Here is a 26,955-nt window from a genome sequence, read left to right on the forward strand (position 1 = left end):
TATTGCTCAAGGTGTAAAAGATTACCAAGATGGCGTAACCCCAATGCCAACAGATAAAACCAAGGCATATGAAAAAGGTTACACAGAAGCACAAACAGGGCATGATGATGCGCTGAAGTCAGGTGCTGAAGCTCAAGCAGCAACAGATAAATCTAAGCAATATCAAGATAGTTACAATGCAACAAGAGCAGCCTTACAAGGTCGTGATGACTACTTAAATAGCCGTGATAAGGTAAATGCATCACAGTATGAAAGTAATCCAATCAGTCAAAAAGGTTATGATGAAGCTTATACAGGTAGTCAAGATGGTGTAAATGATTATAATAATGGTGCAGTAAAAACAGAATTCTCAGGAAAATCAAAAGCTTATCAAGATGCTTATAATATGATTGTGACAAGTCAAAAAGCGATGGCAGATGCTAAAGTAGATCAAGATAAGTCAAATAATTATACTGGAGAATCAAAAACTAATTATCAAGATGCTTACAGAGCGGCCCAAGAAGCTGTGAAATCAAATCCACAAAAAGAAGTAAGTGCATCAGCTAGTTATAATTATGCGTATGATTCTGTTAAAGGTGCATCAGACTATGTGAATGGTCAAGATAAACAAGCAGAAGCATCTAAGAATTATCAAGAAAGTTATGACCAAGCAGATAAAGGGCATGATGCTTATCAAGATAATGCAGAAACAGCCATAACAGGTAAGAGCCAAGCCTTTATTGAAGGATTCACTAGTGCTCAAGTTGGAACTGAAGGAAGCAATGCTTATCAAAGCCAAACTGCGAAAGAGTCTGACAAAGGTCAATCTTATGAAACAGGTTATGAAGGAGCTAAACAAGCAACAGAAGATGGTCTAGAAAAAGCTCCAGCCAAGACAGACTTTTCGGATAAAGCACCAGCATATCAAGATGCATATAATACAGCTTATCCAAAAGCAGAAGAGGCAAGAAAAGGTGTAGAAGCAGCACTAGCAGGTAGAAGCCAATCTGATTTAGTATCAGAAGAAAGTAATAATGATGACTTTAAGTCAGGATTTGATGGAGCTAAAGCTGGATTTGCTGGAAATCGAAAACCTGACAATGCAAATGCCCAATATGTAGCAGCATATGATCGTGTTGAAGGAATTAAAGCAGCTTTAGCTAATCCAACTGTTGAATTGTTAGAATCTGATACTCATAGTGAAAGTTATAAAGCAGGGTACAGAGATACTCAAACAGGTATGAAAGCTAGTCTAAACAAAGACAACAAAGCAGCCGACTCAGGACAAGCTTATACCAAAGGATATGAAGCCATTGCTCAAGGTGTAAAAGATTACCAAGATGGCGTAACCCCAATGCCAACAGATAGAACTAAAGCATATGAAAAAGGCTACACAGAAGCACAAACAGGGCATGATGATGCGTTGAAGTCCGGTTTGAATAAAGAAGATGATTTATCTGGTCAATCCAAGCAATACCAAGATAGTTACAAAGCGACTAAAGCAGCACTTTATGGCCAAAAAGATTATCTTAATAGTCGTAGTCAAAATAACAAAAACAAATACCCAGACTATCAAGATTTTTATACTGAAGGTTTTGAAGGAGCCAAAGCCGGTCAAGATAGTGGATTATCAGGTGCGTCAGCAAATACTAAAGATAAATCAGCAGCTTATAAAGTAGGTTATAAATTCGGTTATGATAGTGGTTACTCAAGCTACCTAAATAACTTAGGTAGCGGTCAGTTATCAGGACAAAACGATGGAGAAAATGGTCGACCATTAGCTGATTTATCTATGTTTGGTGGAACTTATAGTAGTAGTTATATGGCCGCTTATAAACAAGCTTATGACAATTATCAAAATGGTATTGCACAAGCAGATAAAGACTTAACAAATGGTGTTAAAGTTGATTTAACAGGTAAGTCAAAAGCCTACATCAATGGTTATAACTCGATTAGTGCGAATATGGAGCAAACAACTGTTACTCACGTACCTAATGAAGGGGTATTAATCTGGGACATGTTAGATGGTAAGCCGGTGCAAACAACTAGCTACGAACATCACAAAGATAGTGTTCGTGCAACTAAAGAAACAAAAGTCGTGGATGGTATTTCCTATACTAAACTAGCGAATAATAGAGGGTGGTTGCAGACTAAATATCTAGCAGACCCATCATCCAAAGCTGGTGTCGTGAATTATATTTCAGGATATGGTGTTTTGGTTTGGAATTCAAATCAGAATGCAATGAAGTCGAGTGAGATGACAGAATTATCGCTTGCAAATGTTAAAACATACGATGAAAAAGTGATTGATGGTATTTCTTATACTCGAATCAATGCCAAAGATAGTGATCAATGGGTCCAAACGCAATATTTTAAACCAGCAGAACCAACGCCTACTACAGGAGTAGCAAGTGTTGGTAATGTGCCAGCCAACCATGCGATTTATTTAAGAGATAAAAATGGTAATATGACAAACCAAGCTATTTTTGCAAATACAGCATGGAAAGTCGTTAGCCAAAAACGTATTAGTGGTGAACTTTATTATTGTCTAGGAAATGACAATCAATGGATTGAAGCTAAATATGTTACAAATCTTCAATAATTAATACTAAACAAAAAACGCATTTTCGACTAAGTCGAAGATGCGTTTTTATTATTCTCAAAAGTTAAGTAAACCTAAATAATATTGTAAACAAGCTTAAAAAACGTTAAACTAGTAGGACAAGTTTTAAGAAAAGAGGGTTAGTATGTTAGTTGTTAAGGATTTAACAGTTTCTTATCAAGAAGTCCCCGTTTTAGCCAATATTAATGTGACTTTTCACTCAGGGAAAATTACAGGAATTATAGGACCAAATGGGGCAGGTAAATCAACTTTAGTGAAATCAATTCTAGGGTTAGTAAAGAAACAAAATGGCACAATTAGTTATAATGATCAATCCATTAAGACAATTCAAAAACAGATTGCCTATGTCGAACAACGTAAGAATTTAGATTTAACTTTTCCAATTAGTGTTTTTGATGTTGTACTATCAGGAACTTACGCCAAGTTAGGCCTGTTTAAAAATCCAGGTAAGTTAGAAAAAAAGCAAGCAACTAACGCCCTTGAGCAAGTCGGATTATTAGAGTTGAAAAACCGTCAAATTGGTGAACTTTCAGGTGGGCAACTGCAACGTGTTTTTGTGGCTAGAGCTATTGTTCAAGATGCTCAAGTTGTCATTTTAGATGAACCATTTGTGGGTATCGATTTACAAAGTGAACGTGCTATTATGGATATTTTGCATGATTGGCAACAAAAGGGTAAAACGATTATTGTGGTGCATCATGACTTGAATAAAGCCCCACAGTACTTTGATGATTTAGTAATTTTGAATCATGGCATTGTCGATTTTGGTCCAACATCAGCTGTTTATAAGCCAGAAAATATTCAACAAGCCTTTAGTGCTGACTTGTCGCACGTTTTATTTAAAAATCGTCAGGAGGATCAGACCAAATGAGTTCTATTACTGATTTCTTGCAAGCACTATCTCAATATGACTTTTTACAAAGTGCGTTATTAACGGCAATTATGGTCGGGGTCATGTCGGGAATTATTGGGAGTTTTATTATTTTGCGAGGCATGTCATTGATGGGTGATGCTATTTCACATGCTGTCTTACCAGGTGTGGCTATCGCCTACATGCTAGGCGTTAATGTCCTGTTAGGTGCTTCTATATTTGGAATTATTGCAGCCATCTTGATTGGATTCGTGGCTTCTAGCACTAAAATTAAAATGGATACGTCTATTGGTATTATTTTTAGTGCTTTTTATGCTTTAGGATTCATTTTGATTTCAATGGCTGAAAGTTCCACTAATTTACATCATATTTTGTTTGGAAATATTTTAGCAGTCAGTGACAGCGATATTATGACAACAGCGATTGTTTTAGGGCTAGTTATTTTATTTGTTTCAATTTTTTATAAAGAATTAGTCATTACATCATTTGATGAAGTGTATGCTAAGACTTATGGCTTAAAAGTTCAGGTCATTCACTATGGATTGATGCTAATGTTGACGTTAGTGACAGTGTCGGCACTTCAGACCGTTGGCATTATTTTAGTGGTGGCTATGTTAATCACACCAGCTGCAACTGCCTTTTTATGGACGGAAAGACTATTAAACTTATTGATTTTATCCGCAGTAATGGGAACGGTATCGGCAATGATTGGGTTGTACTTAAGCTACACGCTAAATTGGGCATCGGGCCCAGCGATTGTGCTAGTTGCAGCGATTATTTTCTTTTTATCTTTCCTATTTTCTCCAAAACAAGGTGTGTTATTAAAAACACTTAAACAGCGAGGTGGCATGAAATGAAACGAATTTTAATTAGTTTGCTTTCTGTTTTGGTAATGATTAGCAGTGTGTTTTGGTTTTTGGAAAATCGAAAAGGCAATCGTACTTCTCAACAAAATCAAAGTGAAAAATTACACATCGTGACAACCAATTCGATTCTAGAAGATATGGTTAAAACTGTGGGACAGGACCGAATTGACTTATATAGCATTGTTAAAAGAGGAACGGATCCACATGAATATGAACCTCAACCTAGTGATATTGCTAAAACGACGGAAGCTAATTTAGTGTTTTATAATGGGTTAAATTTAGAAACAGGAGGTAATGGTTGGTTTACTAAATTAGTTGAAACCAGTCATAAAGTATTCAATCAGGACGTATTTTCCGCTAGTGAGTCAGTTACGCCACAACAGTTGACGACGGATGAAAATGAAGTCGATCCCCATGCTTGGTTAAATCTTGAAAATGGTATCATTTATGTTCAAAATATTACCAAAGTAATGAGTGAAAAAGATCCAAAAAATGCTGAATTTTATCAAGCAAATGCAACAAATTATTGTCAAAAATTATTACAGTTACATCAATCAGCTAAAGAAAAATTTGCAACTATTCCACAAAATCAACGATTATTAGTCACCTCTGAAGGTGCTTTTAAATATTTTGCCAATGCTTATCAAGTGACCCCAGTTTATATTTGGGAAATTAATACTGAATCACAAGGAACACCTGAACAAATGACAACAGTGTTGGCTAAAATTAAAGCCGCTAATGTTAAAAGCTTATTTTTAGAATCATCAGTTTCACCTAAGGCAATGGAACAAGTAGCTAAAGAAACAGGGTTGCCGATTTATTCAACATTGTTTACCGATTCTTTAGCCAAAGCAGGGAATCCAGGTGATACTTACTACAGTATGATGGACTGGAATATTACGAAAATAATTGAAGGTATAACGGACTAAAATTCATAATTAGTTTTAGTTGACTATGAGCAAGATAGTGTATTATCTAAGGATTTTAGACTATTAAAGCAGTTGTAGACCAACATAAAAACACATATAACAATTGTTATATGTGTTTTTATGTTGGTCTACAACTAAATATGAACGTGGACATTTAACTTGAAAAAATATATAATTGACAATGTTTTTTGCAAGGGGGGATATTAAGGTGAATTAGTTAAGGGAATTTTAGTTATAGTAAAGTCAGTTTATTTTGGAGAAAGTATAAAAAGGAAGCGAATATCGATGAAAAAAAGTAAAGTAACAACTAAAAATATTGTGGCTGCGTTTGCCTGCTCTGCATTACTAGGAGTAGCGGTAGTCGAAAACAATCAAAACAATGCTATGGGAACACAAATGGTATCAGCTCAGGAAATACCTACAATAGAAGGAATTATTTCTCAAAACCAAACAAAAGTTGATGAAGCTCAGAAAACACTAAGGGAAAAACAAGCAGCACAACAACAAACACAAAGCGTGCTAGATTCAACTACACAATCAATCGAAAACTTTGACTATGAAACAGCAGAAACAAATAACGATGTTGCTAAAGCAGAATTGGCCTATGCTCAACAAGCTTATAATAATGCAACTAAATCTTTGGAATATGTACAAAAGCTAAATCAAAATAAACTTACAGATGATGAAAAAAGACAAAGACTTGGGGATCAAAATTCTGAGCAAGAAACACTTGAACAATTAGCTCAAGAAGTTAAAGATGCTAAATCAAAAGAATTAAATGTTCAAAAGAGCATTGCTGGAAATCAAAATGATGCTGCACTGAAACAAGCAGAAGCATCATTGAATAAGGCAAAGGCAGCACAACAACAAACACAAAGCGTGCTAGATTCAACTACACAATCAATCGAAAACTTTGACTATGAAACAGCAGAAACAAATAACGATGTTGCTAAAGCAGAATTGGCTTATGCTCAACAAGCTTATAATAATGCACAAGATTCAAACAATTATCTTAAGGTATTAAACGACTACAATTCTATTCCAGATGGACAAGAGAAAAATGATAAAGCAAAAGAATTATCAGAACTAACAGAGAAAAATGAAGATAATCAACAAATGCTTGAACAATTAGCTCAAAAAGTTAAAGATGCTAAATCAACTCAATTAGATACACAAAAACAGATAGCTGAAGGGCTAAATGAAGTAGAACTTGATAAAGCAGAAGCAGAATTGGCTGATAAAGAATTAAGCCGTGATGATGCATTAGACTTGATGAATAAATTGAATGCTGAAAATGAAGACATCCAAAAAGACAATTCTAAGTCTGTTTCTGAAAAAGCAGAATCAAAATTCAAATTGGAAGCTGCACAAGCTGACTACAAAGTAAAAGACGCAGAGTTTAAATATGCTCAACAGTTACAAGCCAATGCATCTCAAGCTTTGGATTATGCGAAAAAATTAAGCAACAATGAGTTAAATCCCAAACAAATGCGAGAAGCAAGAGAAAACCATGAACGTGGGCAAGATAAACTTAGTGACTCTAAGAACGCTGTGATTTCAGCCAACCAAGATAAAGAAAGTGTTACTCAAAACATAAAGACAGCTCGAGAAAATCTAAAAAAAGACTTAGCGAAGAATAACGTTGAAAGTATACCAACAACGAGTTATGTCCCACAGGTACCACTTAACAGGGTGATTGACAAAATTTCTTACTTCAATGATAGTGGTGTTTTGCTATGGAAACTTGATCAAGGGACATTAACATCTGCATCTAGCTTTTTATATAATAACTCTACAGTTACTTTGACAGGTAAAACTAAAGTTGTTGATGGTATTAAGTATGTTAATCTTGAAGAAAATAACGGTCAGTACTGGGTTCAAGAGCAATACTTGCAAAGTTCGCAACAAAAATCCGAAAAAACAGTAACAGGAACTTTAGAAGCTGGCAATGTTGATTATCTTATTTATTTACGAGATGAATCTGGAAATATGACTAGTCAAACAATAGAACCACATACCAGTTGGCGTGTATTTGCTCAAAAGACTCAACATGGTCATACTTATTACAGAGTAGGTACAAGTAAACAATGGATAGAAGACACTTATGTTAAATCATTAAATATTTAGTTTGTAAATGATACAATTTGGTAATTTTTACCAAATTGTATCATTTTTTGAATCATTAGCTTACACACTATTGTTACAGATTCTGGATACTGATATAATTAGTGTTTACTAATTTTAGTTAAAGGAAGATGTGAATGAGCAAAATTGGTTATGCTCGTGTTTCAAGCCCCAGTCAAAATCTTGATAGACAAATACAAGAATTGACCAATGTGAAAGTAGACAAAATATTTCAGGAAAAAATTTCAGGAAAAAATGTTGATAGGCCTCAACTGATTCAACTATTAAACACCATTCTCGTTAATGATGAAGTAGTTGTTTGTAGCCTTGATAGGATTGGACGTAATTCATCTGATATAAAAAACATTATGCAGCAAATACAGCAAAAAGGAGCAACTGTCACAATACTGAACATGCCTAGTTTTCGGGGCATAGAAAACAGGAACTTAAGGGAATTATTAAATAGTTTAATAATTGATCTTTTTAGTTATGTTGCTGAAAGTGAACGTGAAATGATGCTAGAAAGGCAAAGACAGGGAATAGAAATTGCTAAAAGAAAAGGCGTGTATAAAGGACGAAAAATAAAATTTACTCCAGAAAGTAAGGAATTAACAAATGCTATTCGTATGTATAACGAAAGAAAACAAAATAAGTTAACAGTACAACAAATTGCAGTAAGTAACGGTATGAGCAAAGTAACACTTTACAGAAAGTTAAAAGCTGAAAAAAAAAGCTGAGTTTTGCTTTATACGTCTTAGATTTGGTGTTACAATAACGTGTAGTCAAAAGAGATAAGGGGGGTTGCCTTTGCGAAAAATCACTTACATAATATCGGTTTTAATTGTTGGTCTTTTTGCTATAGTGTATAATTCCAATTCTGTTTCAGCAGCTACTTCAATGGGGTTTTCTGATCAAGAGTATACAGATTCTTACTCGCTTTTTTTTGACTCAAGTCAAGTGAGTGTCACCACCCCCGTTTTGCAGACAGGTTCAGTTGGGAATAATTTGATTTATTACGATGCAGGATATCAAGGTTCTAGATTTACTGTGCTGAATCGGGTTTTAGAGTATAGGGTGAAATTATCACCAAGCTTAGCTGAATTTGTAGATGGTATTAGTGTAGAGTCTTCAAATTCAGTAGACAATGACAACTATAATTATAACAACAAAGTTACCATTGATTCTGATGGTCAAAAAGTTTTCTCTGCAGGAGTTCTCGTCCAAAGAGGGGATTCACCTCAAGTAGCGAGAATTATTCTTCACTTAAAAGATGTTGGATATATGCCGATTGACAGCAATAGTTATATTGCAACTTACATGAGTTCTAAGAGAATAGATATGTTAGGTCAAGAAATTGAGAAAAGAATAGGAGATAATTACACAGCTCTAAGAATACTAAATGCTAACCGATTAACTGATTTCGAGAAGCATAATGATGATTTCATTAAAAATAAAAAGCCAGCAGAGCTAAATCGATTAAAAGAAGTTCGTGATAGCTTGATAAGAAATGCCCAGACCCCTAATTTTATACCCGCTGCCAGCAGTAACAAATTGACAGCGATAATATCAAAAATTTATGACGATTACTATAATATGTTGCAAAAAAAACGAGTAGTATCAAATCAAGATCTGACGGAATTGGTAGCAATAACAAATGACGGAATTGCCGCAATGCAGACTGCTTATGATAACTTTACTGATGCATTCATGGACCAAATAACTGATTTTTTAGATTTTGGAACACTTGATATTTCGGCTCAACCAATGACTTATCAAACCACGCTACCTCAAAGAATGCAATGGCGAGGAATTGCCATGAAAGCAGAGAGTAACTATACGGTGCGCGTAACTATGTCAGACTTGTATCATGATGGAAAGCCTCTTGGTGCAACATATTTGATGGAGGGAAGGGTCAGATATCCAGAAGAACAGTTTTGGTATGGTGTGAATAAGCCAAACATAAAAAAAGAAAAAAATATCTTGATAAGAACGAATCGAAACCCAAGAGCCAATAACAGTATTAAGTTGATTGTACCACCTGGAAGGGCACGCCTTGGTAAGTATCAAGGGACGGCAACATGGACAGTTACAGCTTCTCCTGTTTAGCAAAAGGCAAAGGTAGACTAAACTGTTGTCTAGATAAGGAAGGAAAATTTATGAAAATAGTAAAACGACTGACTATTTTAGCATTAGCATTTTTATCAGTTTTAGGAACGATTGGTGATAGGGTTTTTGCAGATGATTCATCTCAAATACCGTTTCAAATTACTGCCAATATTCCTGAGAATCAGGTTGACACAAGTAAAAATGCTAGTTACCTGGATTTGCTAGTTAATCCAGGGACAAATCAAGATGTAACATTTAATGTATCCAACAGTTCTAATACTGAGCAACACTTCATCTTAGATGCCAGTGATGCGACAACAAGTAATGGGCTGTCGATAGACTATGGTAAGGCTACCAACAAGCTTATCAAGTCGCCAAGACTATCGGAAATGGTTAGTCCAGAAGATGCAAGTAAAAAGTTGACACTTGCTCCTAATAGTACGCAGCAGGTATCACTCAAATTGAATTATCCGGCCACCCAATTTGATGGAGTTGTACTCGGTGGAGTGACACTATACAAAGATCCAGATTATGAAAAAACGAAAAAATCTGAATCTCAAGTATCCATACAAAATATTTATAAATATGCGTTGGCAATTCAATTAAGATCAAATCTAACCAGTCAAGTAAAACCAGAATTTAACTTTATAGATGTTAAACAAACCGTTGATAATAGTATGCCGGTTCTAAAAACAACAATTCAAAACCCAAAACCAGCCTACATTTCACAATTATCTACACATGTCTCGGTGAAAAATAGTAAAGGTGAATTGTTAGAAGAAAGCAGTAGCAATATGGGACAAGTTGCTCCTATTAGTGAGTTTGACATTGTGACTTCTTTGAAAAAAGGCTCTCTTAAACCCGGGGAATATGATATTGAGGGTAGTGCTAAGTCAGAGAGAACTGGAGATGAATGGCATTGGAACAAAAAATTGGTCATCACGGATGATAATTATAAGGATACTGATAAACAAGATGTTACCAAAGCACCTTTTGTTATGCCGTGGGGAACTATTATCATTATCTTATTGCTTTTAATTATTCTAATCTTATTCTTCCTATTATGGAAACGTAGAAAAGATGATGAAGATGATGAGGAAAAGAATGACTAATTATTAATATTTTGAAAGGGGTGAGGAATAAAAAAGAATGTAGTGATAGTCCTACTTTATATAAGCATTTAATTTATTATAATTTAGTTATCAAACTAAAAACCATTGTTTCTTTTTGAAAGGAGAAAATTATGAAATATTCAAAAAAATTGTTAAAATACAGTGTAACAGCCGCAGCTTTACTAAGTGTATCTGTATCTTCAATGGGTGGCATTACGAAGGCTGCTGAAGGTGATCAAAGTCGTCCTACGACAGCAAAGGTTACTTTCAGAGCGCCCGATAACAATAAGACAAACGTAACACCACCCGTTGATCCTACAAATCCAAGTCAAAAACCAGATGACGGTAAGCTACCTAACCCTGGTGATAAGGGTAATACAGGTACAAATGCAAATGGGCCTTTAAGTATCGACTATGCTCCTTCTTTTGACTTTGGTGTAGGTGAAGTAACTTCTCAAAGTAAAACATATACTTTAAATCAAGCTAAAGATCAAAATGGTAATTTATTGGTGCCATCAGACCAACAAAGGCCATTTGTTCAAGTAACCGATAATAGAGGGACTGCTGCTGGATGGTCATTAAATGCCAAAATTGATAACTTCCAATTTTCTAACGGTGATGCTGGAAAAGCTGCAAAAACTCTGCAAGGGGCAACAGTTTCTATTGCAGGTTTAGGTGAAAACGGTGGCATTCAGGGAGCATATGGAAATACAACTACAGCTCCTCAAGGGAAAACAGGAGATATTCAATTATCAAATGATTCTCAGAACCTTATTAATGCTGTTAGTGGTACAGGTACAGGTGCATGGATTCAAAAATATGATCCATCAAAAGTTACTTTGACTGTGCCAGGAAACCAAGCTTTAATTGATACAGCATATACAGCTAACATTACATGGACACTAAGTACATCTCCAGTTCAATAAAAATTGTAATTTTATTATATAGCAAAAATTAGTTTAGACGGGAAATCATCATGACAACATGATGTTTTCCGTCTTTTTCATTGTGAAGTTAAGTAGCAACTGGATTATTTAGAAACTTTTGACAAATTATTTAAGTAGGGTAAGGGAAGGATATAAGATGAAAAAATTTTTTTCGATAATGTTATTTCTTGGTTTTGTGTGTGTTGTAGCATTTACTACAGAACAGCAAATTTTTGCAGAAAATCAATCTTTAAAGGATACAGTCTATTCTAATGATGAATCCAATCAAAACATAACGTATGTTTCAAGCTGGGATGAGTTTGAAAAAGCAATCACAAATAGTGAAGTGACTTATATTAGATTAACTCAAGATATATCTTATCCAAGTACTAGACCTGAAAACATAGTGTTGACATACCGAAACAATAGATTAAGAAGTTTGGTAATCGATGGTAATACGCATAAGATAGATTTGAATAAGCGTGCTAGAATCAGTTTAGACGGTAATGGTCCAATCCGAGAAGGTTTTGATATTGAATTCAAAATAAAAAATATTGATATAGTCAATGGCAGTAGATATGGGTTTATAGCAGCTTATGGGATTCAGACTGCGCGAACAAGTAACAACAGAAACTATGGGAACGGAACATTCACGTATGAAAATATGACGTATAGCGGTTCACAATTTCAATATGCACCGGGATTTGATACCGAAATAAACAATAGTGTTAAATTAGAAATTAACGATGGATTGTCTGATGGAGCTATCATACAAACAAGCGGTTTAACTGTGAGAGAAAAATCTAGTTTAACTATTGATTCTTATGCTTCACTAACAAATAGCGTCGGGTTAATAAATTTTGCCAACGTTTCAAACTCCGGTATGGAGTTAAAAGAAGGATCCAAAGTTAATATAAGTCACAGTGGAACTATGGCAAATAATACCAACCTGATGAATTTCGGTACTAATGGAAATCAGTACATCAAGTTAAAACAAGCGGATTTAACAGTGGATACTCAGAATATGAAGGATACTATTAATACAGAAACATCTAATATAATATCTATGAACGCTAACGCTATTATTGAAACAGTTGATGATGCTCACTTGACTATTAATTCTAAAGTGTCTCCGACCAATTCGAATAATGCCAATGGCTATAACAATACAATTACAATGGGAAACAATGCGACTGTTTTAATAGGTACTAATTCTGCTTGGAACATTGAGACAAATTACAATAACTCGGATATTGCTAATTATACGGCTCGAACATCTCTTCTAAGCCTAGGAAGTGATTCGATTTTAAATATAGAAGAAAATGCAACTTTAAATATGAAATCGAATATGAATAATAGACAGTATTCAAACTTGGTAGATTTAGGCCGAGGCAGTCAGTTTAAGCTTACCGATTCAGAATTAGTGAATCTTGAGTTAACCAGTGAAGAATCTAGTTTTAGCAGAGTAATAGATTTTTCAACTGGCAGCACTTTTGAATTCACTAATCAAACGATTAATGCATTAAATAATGAATTGTCTAGTAGGGGGAGTACTAATCTACCGAGTCGAACGGGTTATGGTAATTTTGATAGATTGAACTGGGGAGAATTAAAATGGAACGGATTAAAACACGTTTTTATGGCAGAGACTAATAATTTTGTAACAAGTTCTGCTTCAACTTCAATAAGTAGTTCATCAAATGCTAAAATGGTAGTTAAAAATGATGATGATGCTGTTAAATCCAGCTTTATATCCAACTTTAATCCAGCCTTTTATAAAAAACTAAGCTTCAAAAAATACAATAAAACAGTCAGCGATGCTAACGTAAGAGATGTTTATACTTTTAACGATTTGATTAAAGCAATGCTAAATGTTTCTGTAACAGAAATAAATATTAAAAAAGATCTTGAGGCTGGAGATGTTGCGAATAATAATGAAACCCGTATCATGACAGGTGTTAAAGGGATGAAAGTGAACGGGAATGGTCATAATATTGAATTGAAAAGTTATAATTTTTATAATGACATGAACATTCCTTCAAATATAAATAGACGAATTATATTTTCTGATATGAATATAACAGGTGCATGCTTCTATGGATTATATGACTCTTGGGGATCAATTAATGAAGGTGGGAAAGCCGATTTTGTGTATCAAGATATTACTTACACAGGTGCACAGTTAACTTCTTCACTTTATCAGGATATAAATTTTGCTAATGTAGTCAAAGTCGATAGTGTTCCTAGTTATGTGTCACCAGTCAACGGAAATATCTATAGTTCTCAAGGGTCTGGGCAAGAAAATGTTGAAGCTCGTGATATTAAATTTTTGGACGGTGCGAAATATTATGGAACTGCAAACTCAAGTGATGTTATTTTTTTAAGAGATGGTGGAAGTGTGAGTTTAGGAAAAAAGGCAGAAGTTCACTTAACTAGTGTATCAACGAACTCAGATAACTCATATCCTACTAACAGAGTAAATTCTAATGAAGTGATTTATTTACCAGGAAGTCTTTATTGCGAACAAGATGCCCAACTATTTATAAACACACGTTCTGACTCAGCTCAAATGGCTATCAATATGCCAAGTAGAAGTAGCAATATCAATTTAAGTAAAAATTCAAGTTTAAGAATTCAACTATCAGATACTGGTGTTGGTAGGGGATTTTCAACATCAGACAGGCCAGTTATTGAAATGAATAATAATGCTAGTCTAACTGTAGATAGTGAAGCAAAACTTGAAGTTTTAGGAACATATAAAAGATCTAGAAGTTCTGTTATCTCAGCGTCAAATAGGAGTCAATTTCAGATTAATTCCCAGGGTATATTAGTAATAGATTTACAGGGCGAGTTTAAGGGCCCACGAACTAGTAATCAGGTTCTCAATATGAATGCTAATACCTCTTTTTCATTTAATGATGCTAAAAAAGTTGACATCAATTTGCAAAGTATTGCTGGAAACTTCTATCTGTTTAAAACTGCTGGTACGTTTGAAGCTCAAAACACAAAAGTTAAAGCATGGAATACTAAAAATATTTCTGATAAACCCAATTATGATTGGCAGTCTATTTATAATTTAGTCCCAGTTTATAACAGCGGTAACATCAACAGTGTACAGGCAACGGGCGGATCTAAAGCTAGAATTGATGATTTGAAAAATAATTATAGAACACAGAACTTTAATCGAGTATTATTTGAAGGGTATCCAGATATTTCTATTACACTAGCCCCAGTAACGACTGAATCGACTAATCTTAAGGGAAATATTTCACCCAATACTTATGTGAAATTTATAGATAGTAGTAAAATGTTACCTAAAGGAAAGCTCCAACTAAATGAATTAGATGACTCGTATTACAATTTACAGATTTATGATGACCAAGTGTTTTCATATGATTTGCCAAATAACACTCATCTTAAAGAAGGAGACGAAGTCACCGCACAAGCATTTGATGAACTATCTGGTAAAGTAGCCATTGCGAAGCAGATTGTGACTGGCAAACTTCAAACAATTTTAGCATTTAATAAACTCAATGATTTTGATTTTGGTGAACATGAATTATCTACTGTAGCTCAGATCGATAAAGTTCAATTTAAAACAAAAGAAAATCAAAATATTATTGTTAAAAGAAACAATGTCAAAAATTGGAAAATACTAGTATCTTTTGATGATTTTACAAATAACGGAAGAAAGTTGAACGCTGATTTTCTTTTTAATAATCAAGTATATAAACCAAATACAGTGTTTACTTATTATGAGCAAAAAAATGAAGAACCAGTATCAGGTGACTTTATAATTAATACTCCCCCAGATAAAGGTATTAAAATGCAAATTAATACCCCCAATGTACTTGAAGGTGAGTACAAATCAAAAGTTTCATGGACGCTAGTTGATGGTCTAGAGTAATTAAAAAGAAGCAGTAGCATCACATATTGTACAAAGAGTGTATTAACCAAGTTAGTAAATATTAGTGCTCTCAACAGTATGAGCTTAAGTTGGTGTAAACTTATAGCAGAGATTATAGAGAGAAATGAGGATGTTTATATTGCATACAAGAGAAAAAAAAGCTTTGATTATAGCCTTTATATATATTTTTTTGATGGGTATTGGAATGATTACTGTTACTAAATTCAATTTATCATATCAAAATCCTAATATGACTAACGTATTAGTCTTTTTTGAACTAATAATGAGTATTTTTACGATTATCGGATATAAAAAATTAAACATGAGATTTCTTAGTAATTCATTTAAGTACAGTAACTGGTTAATACCATATATTATTTTTGAAATTGTAATAGTTTCGTTTTTTTTGGTAAAGAGTGACTTTTCGCTTAACTTTACACAGGTCTTAATAGTCATTATAACGACTTTTTTTGTTGGGTTCTCTGAAGAATTAATGTTTAGAGGGATTTTGTTACACGTGTTTTTGGAAAAAAGAAGTATAAGATATTCAATTATAGCTAGTGCAATAGCATTTTCGTTATTGCATAGTGTTAATGTTCTAGGGGGAGAACCTTTTGGAGCGATGCTTCTGCAACTAGTTCTTACTTTTGTTTTCGGGATAGTATTTTCGTGCTTAGCTATTTTAATAAGAAATATTATTCCTTTAATGATTTATCATTTTATATGGGATATGGTGATAATATCTGGATCTTTGACAAACAATAATGTAAGCGCAATTGCACTTTTTATTTTGATTTTTCAACTTATAATAGCTATACCAATTGTGATTTATACGATTAAAAAAAGAAGTACTTAATAACAAGTCCATTTTTTGTTACATCAACTAATTTTCATTTTGTCTGATGATATTTGTCATTATTTAAAATCTTACAATATAAAAATATGTTTATTGTCTGTACTATATGAAATGCTTCAATTGTATCTACCTAATTAGGAAAGTTGAATTAGTATTCAAATATAGTGGTGAGTAATTTCCAAACTTCGATTAGTTGTTAAATGAGCTTGAACCAAGCTACCGCACTTTTGTGATTTAGTTAAATAATCACGTATTGGGTATTAATTAATAACCTCTACTTCATTAAAAATACTTCGTAGTCATATTTAGGTAAACTCTTATTAAATTTAAGTTACTAATTTACTGAAATTAAAACTGAAAAAGGCACGCAATAAGTTCATTGCATTTGGTTCCCGACATTTTGTTATGATTTAGTTCAGGTAATATAATTGCAGTAGATATTTCATTTGATTTATATAAAAGGAGTATATTTTATGAACAAAAATTTTTTTTTGCTGATATTTAGCTTAATGGTAAGTTTTATTTTGTTAAGCAATTACGATAAACATGAGGTGTTTGCATTTGATTTACCCACACAGCAAAGTTCCATGGGATTTATGAATAAAGAATATACTACAAACTTAACCAGTAATTATTTAGATTCTAACAAGTTAATCGCAACTCCTCCTACTATTGTGACTGATTTAAATGGAGATACCTATATGACCTATGAGGCTGGATATTTGAATGGTGATGATTCGGGCGCTCAGAAGGTTACGACCTATAATATTGCATTTTCTGACAAATTGTTGAATAACATTGATAATGTTACAGTTAGACCATTGCAGCAAACGATTCGTACCCCTTATGAATCAAACCAATTTGTAACCGATTCAACTGGTCAACGCATTTTTTCCTTTCAGACAGGAATAACTTCATCAGAGTCTTATCAAAATTTGATGGCTAAAATCACGATTAAACTCAAAAAAAATTCATCGATACCTCTTGAAGATGATAGCTACATCGCAACTTACGTAAAAACGAATACCTACGCTAGCGGGCCAAGACCCAAATCTCTTGTATATCGAGCACTACGGATATCATCTAGACCCAATCGTTTGAAGCAAACCTATGATGAGCTAGTGAGTTCTTTAACGCCAAGCTTTATAAAAGATAACGCAAGTAAGACTAAACTGATTGAAGACTTAACGCCTATCTATAATGCATATACGAAAAAATTAGAAGATAAAGTAGTGACATCAAATCAAGACATTGAAGAAATTGAAAAAATTGCAGACGAAGGCATCAAAAAAATGAAAAATGTCTACGACAATTTTATATATGTCTCAATAAAACCCGATGCTCAATCAGAGGTTTTAGACTTTGGGAAAATAGAACTGTCTTCCCAAACAACAACCTATCCAACTATCAATAATCAATATCTAAGATGGGAAGGATTTTCAATGAAATCAAAGGGCACATTTACGATTTATGGAAGTATTTCTGACTTATACATGAACGGGACCGCGCTTAGCGCAAATTATCTGTTTGATAAAAACATTATATCTCCAAATACGACGTTTCGATTAGACTCTCTTTCTTTAAACGGAACCGATAGAAATTTCCAATCTATTATTAACAAAAGACCTGCTGATGATAAGAGCATCCAACTAATCGTTCCAGGAGGGACTGCACGAATTGGAGAATATAGAGGAACCGCTACATGGACTGTTACTGCATCACCTGTTTAAAATAAATCAGCGTTAAAATAATAGTCAGCCTAAACCTATTGAAAGTGTCAACAGTATATGTTGTTGATACGGATGAATTAAAGCTACTTTTTCATTGGATTATTAGTTGATATTGAAATCTTTGATAATTGTAGCGTTTTTTGTTATAAGGCATGACTTTCAAGTGATTTATTAGCATATAGTCTCTTATATTTAAGGGAGAAGTTGATGTGATCATAACTGTAGTAAGGATGAGATTGTTTAATTACTTAAACAATCTCATCCTTTTTTATTTGTCTTTGTTTACAATGACGATAACACACCATTTATTTTGCAAAAAACTTGACTTAGAGTTTACTCTAAGTAATAGGCTCATATTAGAAATGATAAGGAGGAAGCACGATGAATGTTTTAATTTTAGGTGCACACGGACAAATTGCTCAAATCGTAAGAAAACGATTACTAGTAGAAACAGATGCTCATTTGACTTTATATTTACGTCAAGCAAAACGCATTAAACCAATTAATGATAAACGAGAAACGGTTATTGAAGCTGACGTTAATGATTACCAAGCTTTAGTTTATGCTAATTTAGGTGGCGTTTTTGAACCAATGGTAAAAAATATTCTTCAAGCCATGTCAAAAAATACAGTTAATCGTTTAATTCATGTTACAGGTTTAGGTCTGTATCATGAAGTGCCAGAACCTTTTGGCAGTTGGGTAGAAAACTCAGTTGGGCACGAAGTGATGGCAGACACAAGACGTGCTGCTCAGTTAATCGAAGACTCAGCAGTTAACGCCACAATTATTCGGGCTGCTTATATGAGTAACGCGGATGAAATTGATTATCAGTTAACACAAAAAGGTGAAACTTATCAGGGTACGACAATTTCACGAGCAAGTATTGCCGATTTAATTACTAAAATTGTGAAGAATCCTGAGTTACACAGTTTTAGTAGTTTAGGAATTAGTCAGCCAGGTACAGATGGCAAAACGCCAATATACCGTTAGGGGTGAGAGAGCGTTATGAAACAAGAAAAATTAACGATTGGTCAATTTTCAGAATTGGTTGGATTGTCGACTTATACTTTGCGATATTATGAAAACGAACACCTTATAGTTCCTAAAAGAGATGACAACAATCGCCGTTTTTATACACAAGATGATGTTAAATGGCTTGGATTTTTACTTCATTTAAAGGGAACCGGAATGACAATGTCAGAAATCAAAACTTATGTTCAGTTTCGAGCTCAAGGCGATTCAACTAATCGCAAACGTCAAAAATTGTTAGAAGAAGTTAAAAAACGAGCACTAGATCAAATTGCTGAAACAAAACGTAATTTAGAAGTTATTTCGCATAAAATTGACTGGTATGACAAAAAAGAAAATGCCGTAATTGATGAAGATGAATCGTTTGAGAACTATTTAGAAAAAATGAAGAATAATAAAGGAGAAGCATAATTATGACACAAGATAATCAAAACAAAACGAATTTATTTGGATTAGGAAACAAAAATGAAGCATTTGCAAAATACTTTATGTGTCAAAGTTATTTAAATGGCTTAGTAAATGATAATCAAATTGATGTGAACGTTTCAAATGTGACTTTTGAACCCGGATGTCGTAATAATTGGCACATCCATCATCAAGGTTATCAATTACTACTAGTCACAAGTGGAGAAGGTTGGTATCAAGAAGAAGGCCATTCAGCCAGAGCACTCAAACCAGGAGATGTTGTCGTTACTCATGATGGTGTCAAGCATTGGCATGGTGCTCAAAAAGATAGTTGGTTTTCACATGTTGCTATTACTAAAGGAACACCAGAATGGTTAGAAGCAGTTAGTGAAGATTGGTATCAACAGTTAGGAGAATAAAAACGGCTAAGCAAACAGCAGGAAGAGATAATTTAGGTGAATTTGCGCCAAAATTTGCACAACTTAATGATGATGTATTATTTGGAGAGGTTTGGTCAAGACAAGATCAATTATCAGCCAGAGATCGTAGCATGATCACAATTTCGGCATTAATCTCAGGTGGAAACTTTCAAAAATTAAAAGCTCATTTACAAATGGGGCAAAAAAATGGGTTAACACAAGCAGAAGTGTCAGAAATGATTACACATTTAGCTTTTTATGTTGGTTGGCCAAAAGCTTGGTCAGCATTTACAATTGCTAAAGAAGTTTTTGATTAAATTAGTTGATGTGATAAAGGCACCAAATCATTTGAGGAGTAAAAGTTTTTAGCGTCCGATAATTTAGGTGATTTAGCTCATACTCATCAAAATTATGACTGACAATTGCATACTGACAGTCACCATTTTTAAAGGCATCAAATGCTAGTGGTTTACTTTGAACAAATATGGGCTTTGGTGACTCAGACGTAGCAAAAGTACTATTCATGAGTTCAGTAGTTGCTGCATGTAAAGCAATTTGATAATTCCGATTATCAAGATTTTTAAGTAAAACCATAGGCATTGTTTCGAGGCTGAAAGTCTCAATAATTGATAGTTTTTGCCAGTAGCGATAATGATAATTGGCAAAACTAGTCTGGTGTTGATGGTTTTGATAAGCAACCGGCACTAAAAAATAGTCATTTTTTAAATCATCTAAATTTTGATAAATGTCTTCAAAAGATGAATGTAAAACAATCTTGGCTTTTTTGTTGTCAATTAAATGGTCAGCAGCTAAGTAGCTGTCAGTTGTTTTAGGTCCTAGGGTATGAATACGCATAAAAATTCCTCCAATAAAATAAAAACACCTAGATGACTGTTATTCATCTAGGTGTTTTAATGAGTAAAAAAGACAGTTTTAAGAAAGACTTTCAACTTAAGCACTAGATGAATTAAAATTATCGCATCTAGTTATTAACTCAAGTTGACTTTAATCACTAAGATACGAACGAATAAGTGCGTTCGTATCGAGTCAACTATACGCCCGCACTACTTAAAGTGACTAAAGTTAAAAAAGAGTTGTTGTAAGTAAGTTAAATTGGTCATCAAAAACTGTCCTTTCAATTGTTTAATTGTTTAATTGTTTAAAATTAAAACATTTTGAGAAATAAAATGCAACTCAAAAAAATCCTTACATCAAATTTGGCTTTTTGCTAGAATAGCCAATAGTTATATAATGACTTAAAAAGACACCAAAAAGGACTCAACACAATTAGTTGAGTCCTTTTTGATTTTAAAAAGAAATAATTTCAGTAACAGCTTCACTTAATGGTATTAGGGGATGACCCAGTAGTTTTTCAAATTGATCAGAATGAAAGTTTAATTCATTATTTTCAATATCTTTTTGAATAGCTAAAAAGAATTGAGCGACTTCATTTGGTAGTCCATTACTAGTTAAACTGTCAATAAAGTCTTGATCATTACCATATTTAATAGTGATTTTTGCTGAACTATTATGATTTAAAGCATCGACTAAATCTAAATAACTTTTGGGTTTTCCAGAAAGTTCGACAATTTCAGGAAGTGTTGCATCAAGTAATGCATTAGCTGCAGCTTCAGCATATTCGCGTTTTAAAGCCCAAGCGACCTTTCCATTTGGAGCAGTTGTTGTAAGTTTTTTGTTTTTTAAGGCAGCATCTAAAACAGCAGCCTCATTTTCCAGATACCAGTTGTTACGTAAAAATGTATGAGTAATGCCAGAATCTTTGATGGCTTTTTCTGTGTAGCGGTGATCAGGAGCAAGCAAGCTATTTGATTGGTCTAGGTTGGCAATACTGGTATAGACAATACGAGAAACGCCTGCTGTTTTTGCAGCATCAATAACATTTTGATGTTCAGCTTGGCGATTATCAGAATTACCTGATACAAAAAATAGCGTATCAATCCCTTTAAATGCTTGCTTTAAAGTTTTTAGGTCACCATAATCTCCTAGTCTAACGTTAATACCATTTTCTTTTAGCTGGGCTGCTTTTTTTTCGCTTCGAGCTAACGCAAAAAGATGCATCGACTCAACTTTATTTTGTAAATAGGTGAGCGTTTTAAAACCCAAATCACCTGTTGCACCTGTGATTAAATAGTTCATTATAAAATCTCCAATCCTTAACCTGTATTTTTTAAAATTACACCATCATCATAAAGAATATGATAAGATAAGTCAATAAATTAAACTTGAGGTGCAAAAATGAAATACTCAATCCAGTTTAGTGATGCGATTCATATTATGCTTTATATTGAGATTTATCAAAATACAGACTATTTATCTAGTACTAAAATTGCTGATAGTGTCCAAACTAATCCTGTTAATGTGAGAAAAATCATGGCACAACTAAAAAAAAGTCAACTCATTCAGACACAAACAGGTAAAGCTAACCCCAAATTAACTCGATCGATTAGCCAAATTACATTGTTAGATGTTTACCAAAGTATCGAAGGTAACACTAACTTAATTCAAGTTGATCCAAAGACTAATGTGAAGTGTGTTGTGGGTGCTAATATTCAGTCTGTTTTAGAAAAGCAGTATGATAAACTGCAAGAAACGGTTGAATCTGAAATGGCGAAGGTGACACTAGATACCTTGGTTAAAGATTTAGTCATAGCAGAAAAGCAACAACGTTTGGATAATGATGATATTATTCAGCGTTACTTAAAATAAAAAACATCTGAGCTTTTTTAGCTAAGATGTTTTTTTATTTGACCAATAAAGTGAATATTACCTCTTGTCTTAAAGTTAACTTTAAGAGGTAAAGTAGAGATTGTTAAGAAATCGATGAAAGAAGATGACAGAAATGAAACGGAATAAAACACTGATATTATTGGTGATTTTGGTTAGTTATTTTATGATTTTATTAGACAACTCGATAATTTTTACGGGGACAGTCAAAATAGCTGAAGAACTACATCTAACACCAATAATGTTATCGTGGGTTAATAATGCTTATGCGTTAACTTTTGGCGGATTATTATTAGTTGGTGGTAGATTGGGTGATAGTTTAAATCGAAAAGTTGCTTTTTCAATGGGACTTATTATTTTTGGACTTGGCTCACTATTGGTTGCGATATCAACAACAGATATCATGATGATTTTATCAAGGGCTTTTCAAGGTGTAGGATCGGCTATTTTAGCACCAACAACACTTTCTTTGCTAATGGAAAACTTTGAAGGAAATGAAAGAACACGTGCTATATCAGCTTATGGTGCAACTGCAGGTATTGGGGCTAGCTTAGGATTAGTTATTGGCGGATTATTCGCCAGTTTATTGTCTTGGCGAGATGGCTTTTTAATTAATGTGCCAATAGCGATGGTAATGCTGATTTTGACAGCGATTTATGTGCCATCTTCTCAAGTACATCAAAAACAATCTTTAGATATTCTAGGATCGATTTACTCGTTTGTTATGATGCTTTCTCTTATCTATGGTATTGTTGGTGAAAATGCACGGTGGATCAGTATTTTACTTTTCGTTATAATGTTAGTTTTATTTATTAAACGAGAACGAAATTTCAAAAATCCATTGGTGCCACTAAACTTATTTACTAATAAAGAGCGATTAGGTGCTTATATCGCAAGATTCTTTTATATGGGTGGGATGCTTAGTTTGTGGTTTTTAACACCTCAAATGATGCAAACTAATTTAGGATTTACACCATTACAGGCAGGTATAGGCTTTTTCCCACTTACGATAGTAAACTTTTTAGTTGCCTTAACCGTCTCTAAACTAACGCATAAATTTGGTAATGAAAAATTATTAGTAGTTGGCATATTTATAACAATGGTTGGGGTGTCAGGATTAATTTTGTTTTCACCTAGTTTAGGCTATCTTTTAGGAATCGCTCTACCAATGATTTTAATGGGAGTTGGACAAGGCTTAACATTAAGCCCTCTAACTGTTTCTGGTGTGGCTGAGGTTAATCAACAAGAATCAGGAGCAGCATCTGGATTAGTCAATGTCTTTCATCAAATTGGGGGCAGTTTTGGTGTATCCTTTATTTCTATTATCAGCCAAAACATAACGGATAGCCTAAAAAGTTATCATATTGCGATGATTGTCACAACCACTTTAATAGCAATTGCTTTAGTAGCAGTTATTATCTTAATTTATTCAAAAAATCTAAAAATAATTAAAGGGAGATAATAGTATGAAAAACATGATTATTATTGGTGCAACAGGAACAGTAGGTTCACAAGTAAGGGGTGTTTTAAACCGAAAACAAGATATCCAATTAACATTGGTTTCACGTCATCTGTCAGGTAATTATTTGAAAGCAAATGAAAAAGTAGTGTCTTGTGATGCAACTAATGTTAACGAACTGGCAAAGGTTATGGCTAATCAAGATGCTGTTTTTGTTGCAGTAAGTGGTCAATTGGACAAAATCGCGCAAAATGTTGTTGAATCGATGAAAAATCACCAAGTTGAACGTTTGGTATTTATTACTTCTATGGGAATTTATAATGAAATTCCAAGTTTAGTTGGAAGTGGTAATTTAAATAGTAATCCATTTTTGAAGTCTTATCGTCGAGCAGCTGATATCGTTGAAAGTAGTGGTTTAAACTATACGCTTATCCGTCCAGGTTGGTTTGATAATGGCACTGATGATTATGAGATTTCCTTAAAAGGGGAACCTTTTAAAGGCCATGATATTTCTATTAAAGCATTAGGCCAATTATCAGCTGAATTACTTGAACAAAATGAGTTATACTCAAGACAAAGTATTGGCGTGAGTCGCCCTTAATAAAGTAAAGGAGTTTTTAAGATGCCTATTTCAATTAAAGAAGCCAGTCAAAAGACACAAGTGAGTGCCTCAACTATTCGATATTATGAAAAAGAAATGCTGATTCCAGCTATTAAACGTAATGAATCAGGAATTCGTGAAATTGATGAAAACATTATTGGACGTATAAACTTTATTAAACAAATGCGCGCAGCAGGTATGACAATTGAATCATTAAAAAGCTATATTAGTTTGTTTGATGCACAAGAAGATAACACTAAAAGACAATTATCGTTGCTTGAAGAACAGCGTGAAATCATGCTCGAAAAACGCGATGATTTACAAGATGCTATTGATCATTTGACTTACAAAATCGAAAATTATGATAATCACATGAGGCTAACTGAAGAACGTTTAACTCAATTAGAAAAAGAGAATTAAATGCCTATTTTTTGGAAAACTTTAAAAAATGAGTATAATAAAGTTGTGAACAATTTAGTTTAAAAGTGGAGGTATTCATTATGCAATATTCACAAACGAAAAACGTTTTGAATCAATTGGTCGCTGATTTGAGCCAACTATCAATGGTTATTCATCAGACTCATTGGTATATGAGAGGTCCTAACTTTTTGAAATTACATCCCTTGATGGATGATTATATGTCAGAAATTAACAATCAACTAGATGTAGTTTCTGAAAGATTAATCACACTAGATGGCACACCTTACTCAACACTGCAAGAGTTAGTAGACCATACTCATATTGATGATGAAAAAGGTGATTTTTCACGTTCGATTTCTGAAAGATTACAAACTTTAGTTGATGACTATCGTTATTTAGCAACCCTTTATCAAGAAGGTATTGAAATTACTGAAAAAGAAAAGGATTTTGGGACACAAGATATTTTTATTGGATTTAAAACTGCAATTGAAAAGAACATTTGGATGTTACAAGCAGAACTCAATCAAGCCCCTCAAATCGACGATTAATTAAAAACCCTATACTTTACGCATAGGGTTTTTAATTCGCAAAAAAAGTGAGGTTATGAGAAGGTATGGATCATCATTAAATTTAGGAGGAATTCCAATAATTGAGTAAAAGAGTCAGTTTAGTGGCTTATTTAGAAAGAAAAGTTAAGAAATTTGAAAGACGTCAGGCACAAAAATCGCCTTACTTAGTATTTTTTGTTCAAAATTTACGACGTGCAACCTTGCTTTATTTAGGATTGCTTATTGTCGACTTTATTGTTGCCATAGCGAAACACCATCATCAATCACTAATTCACTCTTTGATGGGATTTCATGTTGAGATTATCAGCAGAAATTCGTTGGTTTACTGTTATTTTATTGATTCGAATAGAACAACATCGAAGGAAAAAATTATGATTTTTCTGAAACTGAAATACCCCCCTGTTAGTTTAAGTTGGCTAATGGGGGGGTTTTTAATCTTGTAAAATAGTGTTAATTGCATCAATGACTGCAAACCTAAAATTATTTTTTTCAAGAGCGACAACACCTTTGATTGTATCACCACCTGGAGAGGTGACATCATCTTTTAAGATGCCGGGGTGAATCTTGCTTTCAGCAGCTAAAGCGGCAGATCCTTTCATCATTTCTGTGATAATTTCATATGATAGTGCACGATCAAGACCATTTGTAACAGCCGCATCGCTTAAAGCTTCAATGAAAACATCAATGAAAGCTGGACTACAGCCAGCAATAGTTCCCGCAATTCCTAGTTTGTCTTCAGGAACTTCAATGGTATGTCCTAATTGATTGAGTAAATTAATAGCTAACGTCTTTTGATTATCAGAAAGGTGTGAGCTAGTGCTGAAACTGGTCATTCCTTGATTGATTGCAACAGGAGTGTTGGGGATGCATCTTAATAATGGTGCATTGGGATAGATAGCTAACATCTCATCAAACGAGACCCCAGCAGCTACGGAAATAATAGGCGCATTTTGTTGGTTAATATTGCTGAGTTCAGATAATGTTTTAGTAATTAAAGTAGCCGGGGTTGCGAGAATATAAATATCACTAGTTGCTAAGTCAGATAGAGCTTGAACAGCTGTAATCCCTAGTGACTGTCGCAGATTTAGGGCGTTTTCATAATGCCCTGTTTTAACTAAAATTTGTTTTGGATTTTGCCCGTTGTTAATGAGTCCTTTAATAATAGCTGTGCCCATTTTACCAGCACCGATAATACTAATTTTCATAATAACTCTCCTGTTAACTTCTTTTTCAGTTATTTTATCATAAGATATAGATGGTACACTATAGGCTTTTAATG

General features: G+C 33.7%; 24 protein-coding genes and 1 pseudogene. 22 read left to right on the forward strand and 3 right to left on the reverse strand.

The genetic code is table 11. The features are described 5' to 3' along the window. The 16 genes and pseudogenes from FC86_RS01480 to FC86_RS01555 form a co-directional block, all read left to right on the forward strand. Positions 1-2,581, forward strand: a pseudogene (locus FC86_RS01480) (hypothetical protein); the annotation flags it as partial. A gap of 145 nt (positions 2,582-2,726) precedes the next feature. Continuing rightward, positions 2,727-3,473, forward strand: coding sequence for a metal ABC transporter ATP-binding protein (locus FC86_RS01485; RefSeq protein ID WP_056974264.1), 747 nt, complete (start codon positions 2,727-2,729; stop codon positions 3,471-3,473). After that, positions 3,470-4,330 carry a metal ABC transporter permease gene (locus FC86_RS01490; protein ID WP_056974265.1) on the forward strand — a complete coding sequence of 287 codons (861 nt, stop codon included), beginning with the start codon at positions 3,470-3,472 and terminating at the stop codon, positions 4,328-4,330. The genes FC86_RS01485 and FC86_RS01490 overlap by 4 nt, the downstream gene beginning before the upstream one ends. Beyond that, on the forward strand, positions 4,327-5,268 hold the full coding sequence (locus FC86_RS01495; RefSeq protein WP_056974266.1) for a metal ABC transporter substrate-binding protein: 942 nt from the start codon (positions 4,327-4,329) through the stop codon (positions 5,266-5,268). The genes FC86_RS01490 and FC86_RS01495 overlap by 4 nt, the downstream gene beginning before the upstream one ends. Positions 5,269-5,553: 285 nt before the next feature. Then, positions 5,554-7,395 (forward strand): hypothetical protein, encoded by a 1,842-nt coding sequence (locus FC86_RS01500; protein WP_056974267.1) that lies wholly within the window; start codon positions 5,554-5,556, stop codon positions 7,393-7,395. Between the two features lie 134 nt (positions 7,396-7,529). Continuing rightward, a complete protein-coding gene (locus tag FC86_RS01505; RefSeq protein WP_056974268.1) occupies positions 7,530-8,129 on the forward strand; it encodes a recombinase family protein in 600 nt (199 codons plus the stop codon). A 70-nt stretch (positions 8,130-8,199) separates the two neighbouring features. Continuing rightward, positions 8,200-9,498, forward strand: a complete 1,299-nt coding sequence (locus FC86_RS01510) for a hypothetical protein (protein WP_056974269.1) — start codon at positions 8,200-8,202, stop codon at positions 9,496-9,498. A gap of 50 nt (positions 9,499-9,548) precedes the next feature. Then, the gene (locus FC86_RS01515; protein ID WP_056974270.1) at positions 9,549-10,610 is read left to right on the forward strand and encodes a DUF916 domain-containing protein; all 1,062 of its coding nucleotides are present in this window, start codon (positions 9,549-9,551) and stop codon (positions 10,608-10,610) included. A gap of 131 nt (positions 10,611-10,741) precedes the next feature. Then, positions 10,742-11,536: a WxL domain-containing protein gene (locus tag FC86_RS01520; RefSeq protein WP_056974271.1), complete on the forward strand. Its 795-nt coding sequence runs from the start codon at positions 10,742-10,744 to the stop codon at positions 11,534-11,536. Between the two features lie 178 nt (positions 11,537-11,714). Then, on the forward strand, positions 11,715-15,443 hold the full coding sequence (locus tag FC86_RS01525) for a pectate lyase-like adhesive domain-containing protein (RefSeq protein ID WP_156403318.1): 3,729 nt from the start codon (positions 11,715-11,717) through the stop codon (positions 15,441-15,443). Positions 15,444-15,582: 139 nt separating this feature from the next. Continuing rightward, on the forward strand, positions 15,583-16,299 hold the full coding sequence (locus FC86_RS01530; protein ID WP_156403319.1) for a CPBP family intramembrane glutamic endopeptidase: 717 nt from the start codon (positions 15,583-15,585) through the stop codon (positions 16,297-16,299). Between the two features lie 473 nt (positions 16,300-16,772). Further along, a complete protein-coding gene (locus FC86_RS01535) occupies positions 16,773-18,029 on the forward strand; it encodes a hypothetical protein (RefSeq protein ID WP_056974274.1) in 1,257 nt (418 codons plus the stop codon). A gap of 381 nt (positions 18,030-18,410) precedes the next feature. After that, positions 18,411-19,019, forward strand: coding sequence for an NAD(P)H-binding protein (locus tag FC86_RS01540; RefSeq protein ID WP_056974275.1), 609 nt, complete (start codon positions 18,411-18,413; stop codon positions 19,017-19,019). Between the two features lie 15 nt (positions 19,020-19,034). Further along, on the forward strand, positions 19,035-19,469 hold the full coding sequence (locus FC86_RS01545; protein WP_056974276.1) for a MerR family transcriptional regulator: 435 nt from the start codon (positions 19,035-19,037) through the stop codon (positions 19,467-19,469). A 2-nt stretch (positions 19,470-19,471) separates the two neighbouring features. Next, positions 19,472-19,882, forward strand: coding sequence for a cupin domain-containing protein (locus FC86_RS01550; protein ID WP_056974277.1), 411 nt, complete (start codon positions 19,472-19,474; stop codon positions 19,880-19,882). After that, a complete protein-coding gene (locus tag FC86_RS01555; RefSeq protein WP_236692276.1) occupies positions 19,858-20,199 on the forward strand; it encodes a carboxymuconolactone decarboxylase family protein in 342 nt (113 codons plus the stop codon). Before FC86_RS01550 ends, FC86_RS01555 begins: the two co-directional genes overlap by 25 nt. A gap of 1 nt (position 20,200) precedes the next feature. Here FC86_RS01555 and FC86_RS01560 read toward each other — a convergent pair whose 3' ends face one another. Both FC86_RS01560 and FC86_RS01565 read right to left on the reverse strand, forming a co-directional pair. Then, complete coding sequence (locus FC86_RS01560) at positions 20,201-20,737, reverse strand: hypothetical protein (RefSeq protein WP_056974278.1); 537 nt, start codon at positions 20,735-20,737, stop codon at positions 20,201-20,203. 453 nt (positions 20,738-21,190) lie between these two features. After that, positions 21,191-22,039, reverse strand: coding sequence for an SDR family oxidoreductase (locus tag FC86_RS01565; RefSeq protein ID WP_056974279.1), 849 nt, complete (start codon positions 22,037-22,039; stop codon positions 21,191-21,193). Between the two features lie 99 nt (positions 22,040-22,138). Here FC86_RS01565 and FC86_RS01570 point away from each other — a divergent pair, with 99 nt between their 5' ends. From FC86_RS01570 to FC86_RS01595, 6 genes are all read left to right on the forward strand, one after another. Continuing rightward, positions 22,139-22,609 (forward strand): Rrf2 family transcriptional regulator, encoded by a 471-nt coding sequence (locus FC86_RS01570; protein ID WP_056974280.1) that lies wholly within the window; start codon positions 22,139-22,141, stop codon positions 22,607-22,609. Between the two features lie 133 nt (positions 22,610-22,742). Continuing rightward, positions 22,743-24,089 carry an MFS transporter gene (locus tag FC86_RS01575; RefSeq protein WP_156403320.1) on the forward strand — a complete coding sequence of 449 codons (1,347 nt, stop codon included), beginning with the start codon at positions 22,743-22,745 and terminating at the stop codon, positions 24,087-24,089. A 4-nt stretch (positions 24,090-24,093) separates the two neighbouring features. After that, complete coding sequence (locus FC86_RS01580; protein WP_056974282.1) at positions 24,094-24,687, forward strand: NAD(P)H-binding protein; 594 nt, start codon at positions 24,094-24,096, stop codon at positions 24,685-24,687. Between the two features lie 21 nt (positions 24,688-24,708). Continuing rightward, on the forward strand, positions 24,709-25,107 hold the full coding sequence (locus tag FC86_RS01585; RefSeq protein WP_338033312.1) for a MerR family transcriptional regulator: 399 nt from the start codon (positions 24,709-24,711) through the stop codon (positions 25,105-25,107). Between the two features lie 80 nt (positions 25,108-25,187). Then, positions 25,188-25,655 carry a Dps family protein gene (locus FC86_RS01590; RefSeq protein ID WP_056974283.1) on the forward strand — a complete coding sequence of 156 codons (468 nt, stop codon included), beginning with the start codon at positions 25,188-25,190 and terminating at the stop codon, positions 25,653-25,655. A gap of 101 nt (positions 25,656-25,756) precedes the next feature. Beyond that, the gene (locus tag FC86_RS01595) at positions 25,757-26,119 is read left to right on the forward strand and encodes a hypothetical protein (protein ID WP_056974284.1); all 363 of its coding nucleotides are present in this window, start codon (positions 25,757-25,759) and stop codon (positions 26,117-26,119) included. On the opposite strand, the gene proC is transcribed toward FC86_RS01595, so the two are convergent. Next, on the reverse strand, positions 26,108-26,881 hold the full coding sequence (gene proC / locus FC86_RS01600) for a pyrroline-5-carboxylate reductase (RefSeq protein ID WP_056974285.1): 774 nt from the start codon (positions 26,879-26,881) through the stop codon (positions 26,108-26,110). The genes FC86_RS01595 and proC overlap by 12 nt on opposite strands. Positions 26,882-26,955 lie beyond the last annotated feature (74 nt).

The sequence above is a fragment of the Holzapfeliella floricola DSM 23037 = JCM 16512 genome (genome assembly GCF_001436605.1).
Lineage (GTDB): Bacteria > Bacillota > Bacilli > Lactobacillales > Lactobacillaceae > Holzapfeliella > Holzapfeliella floricola.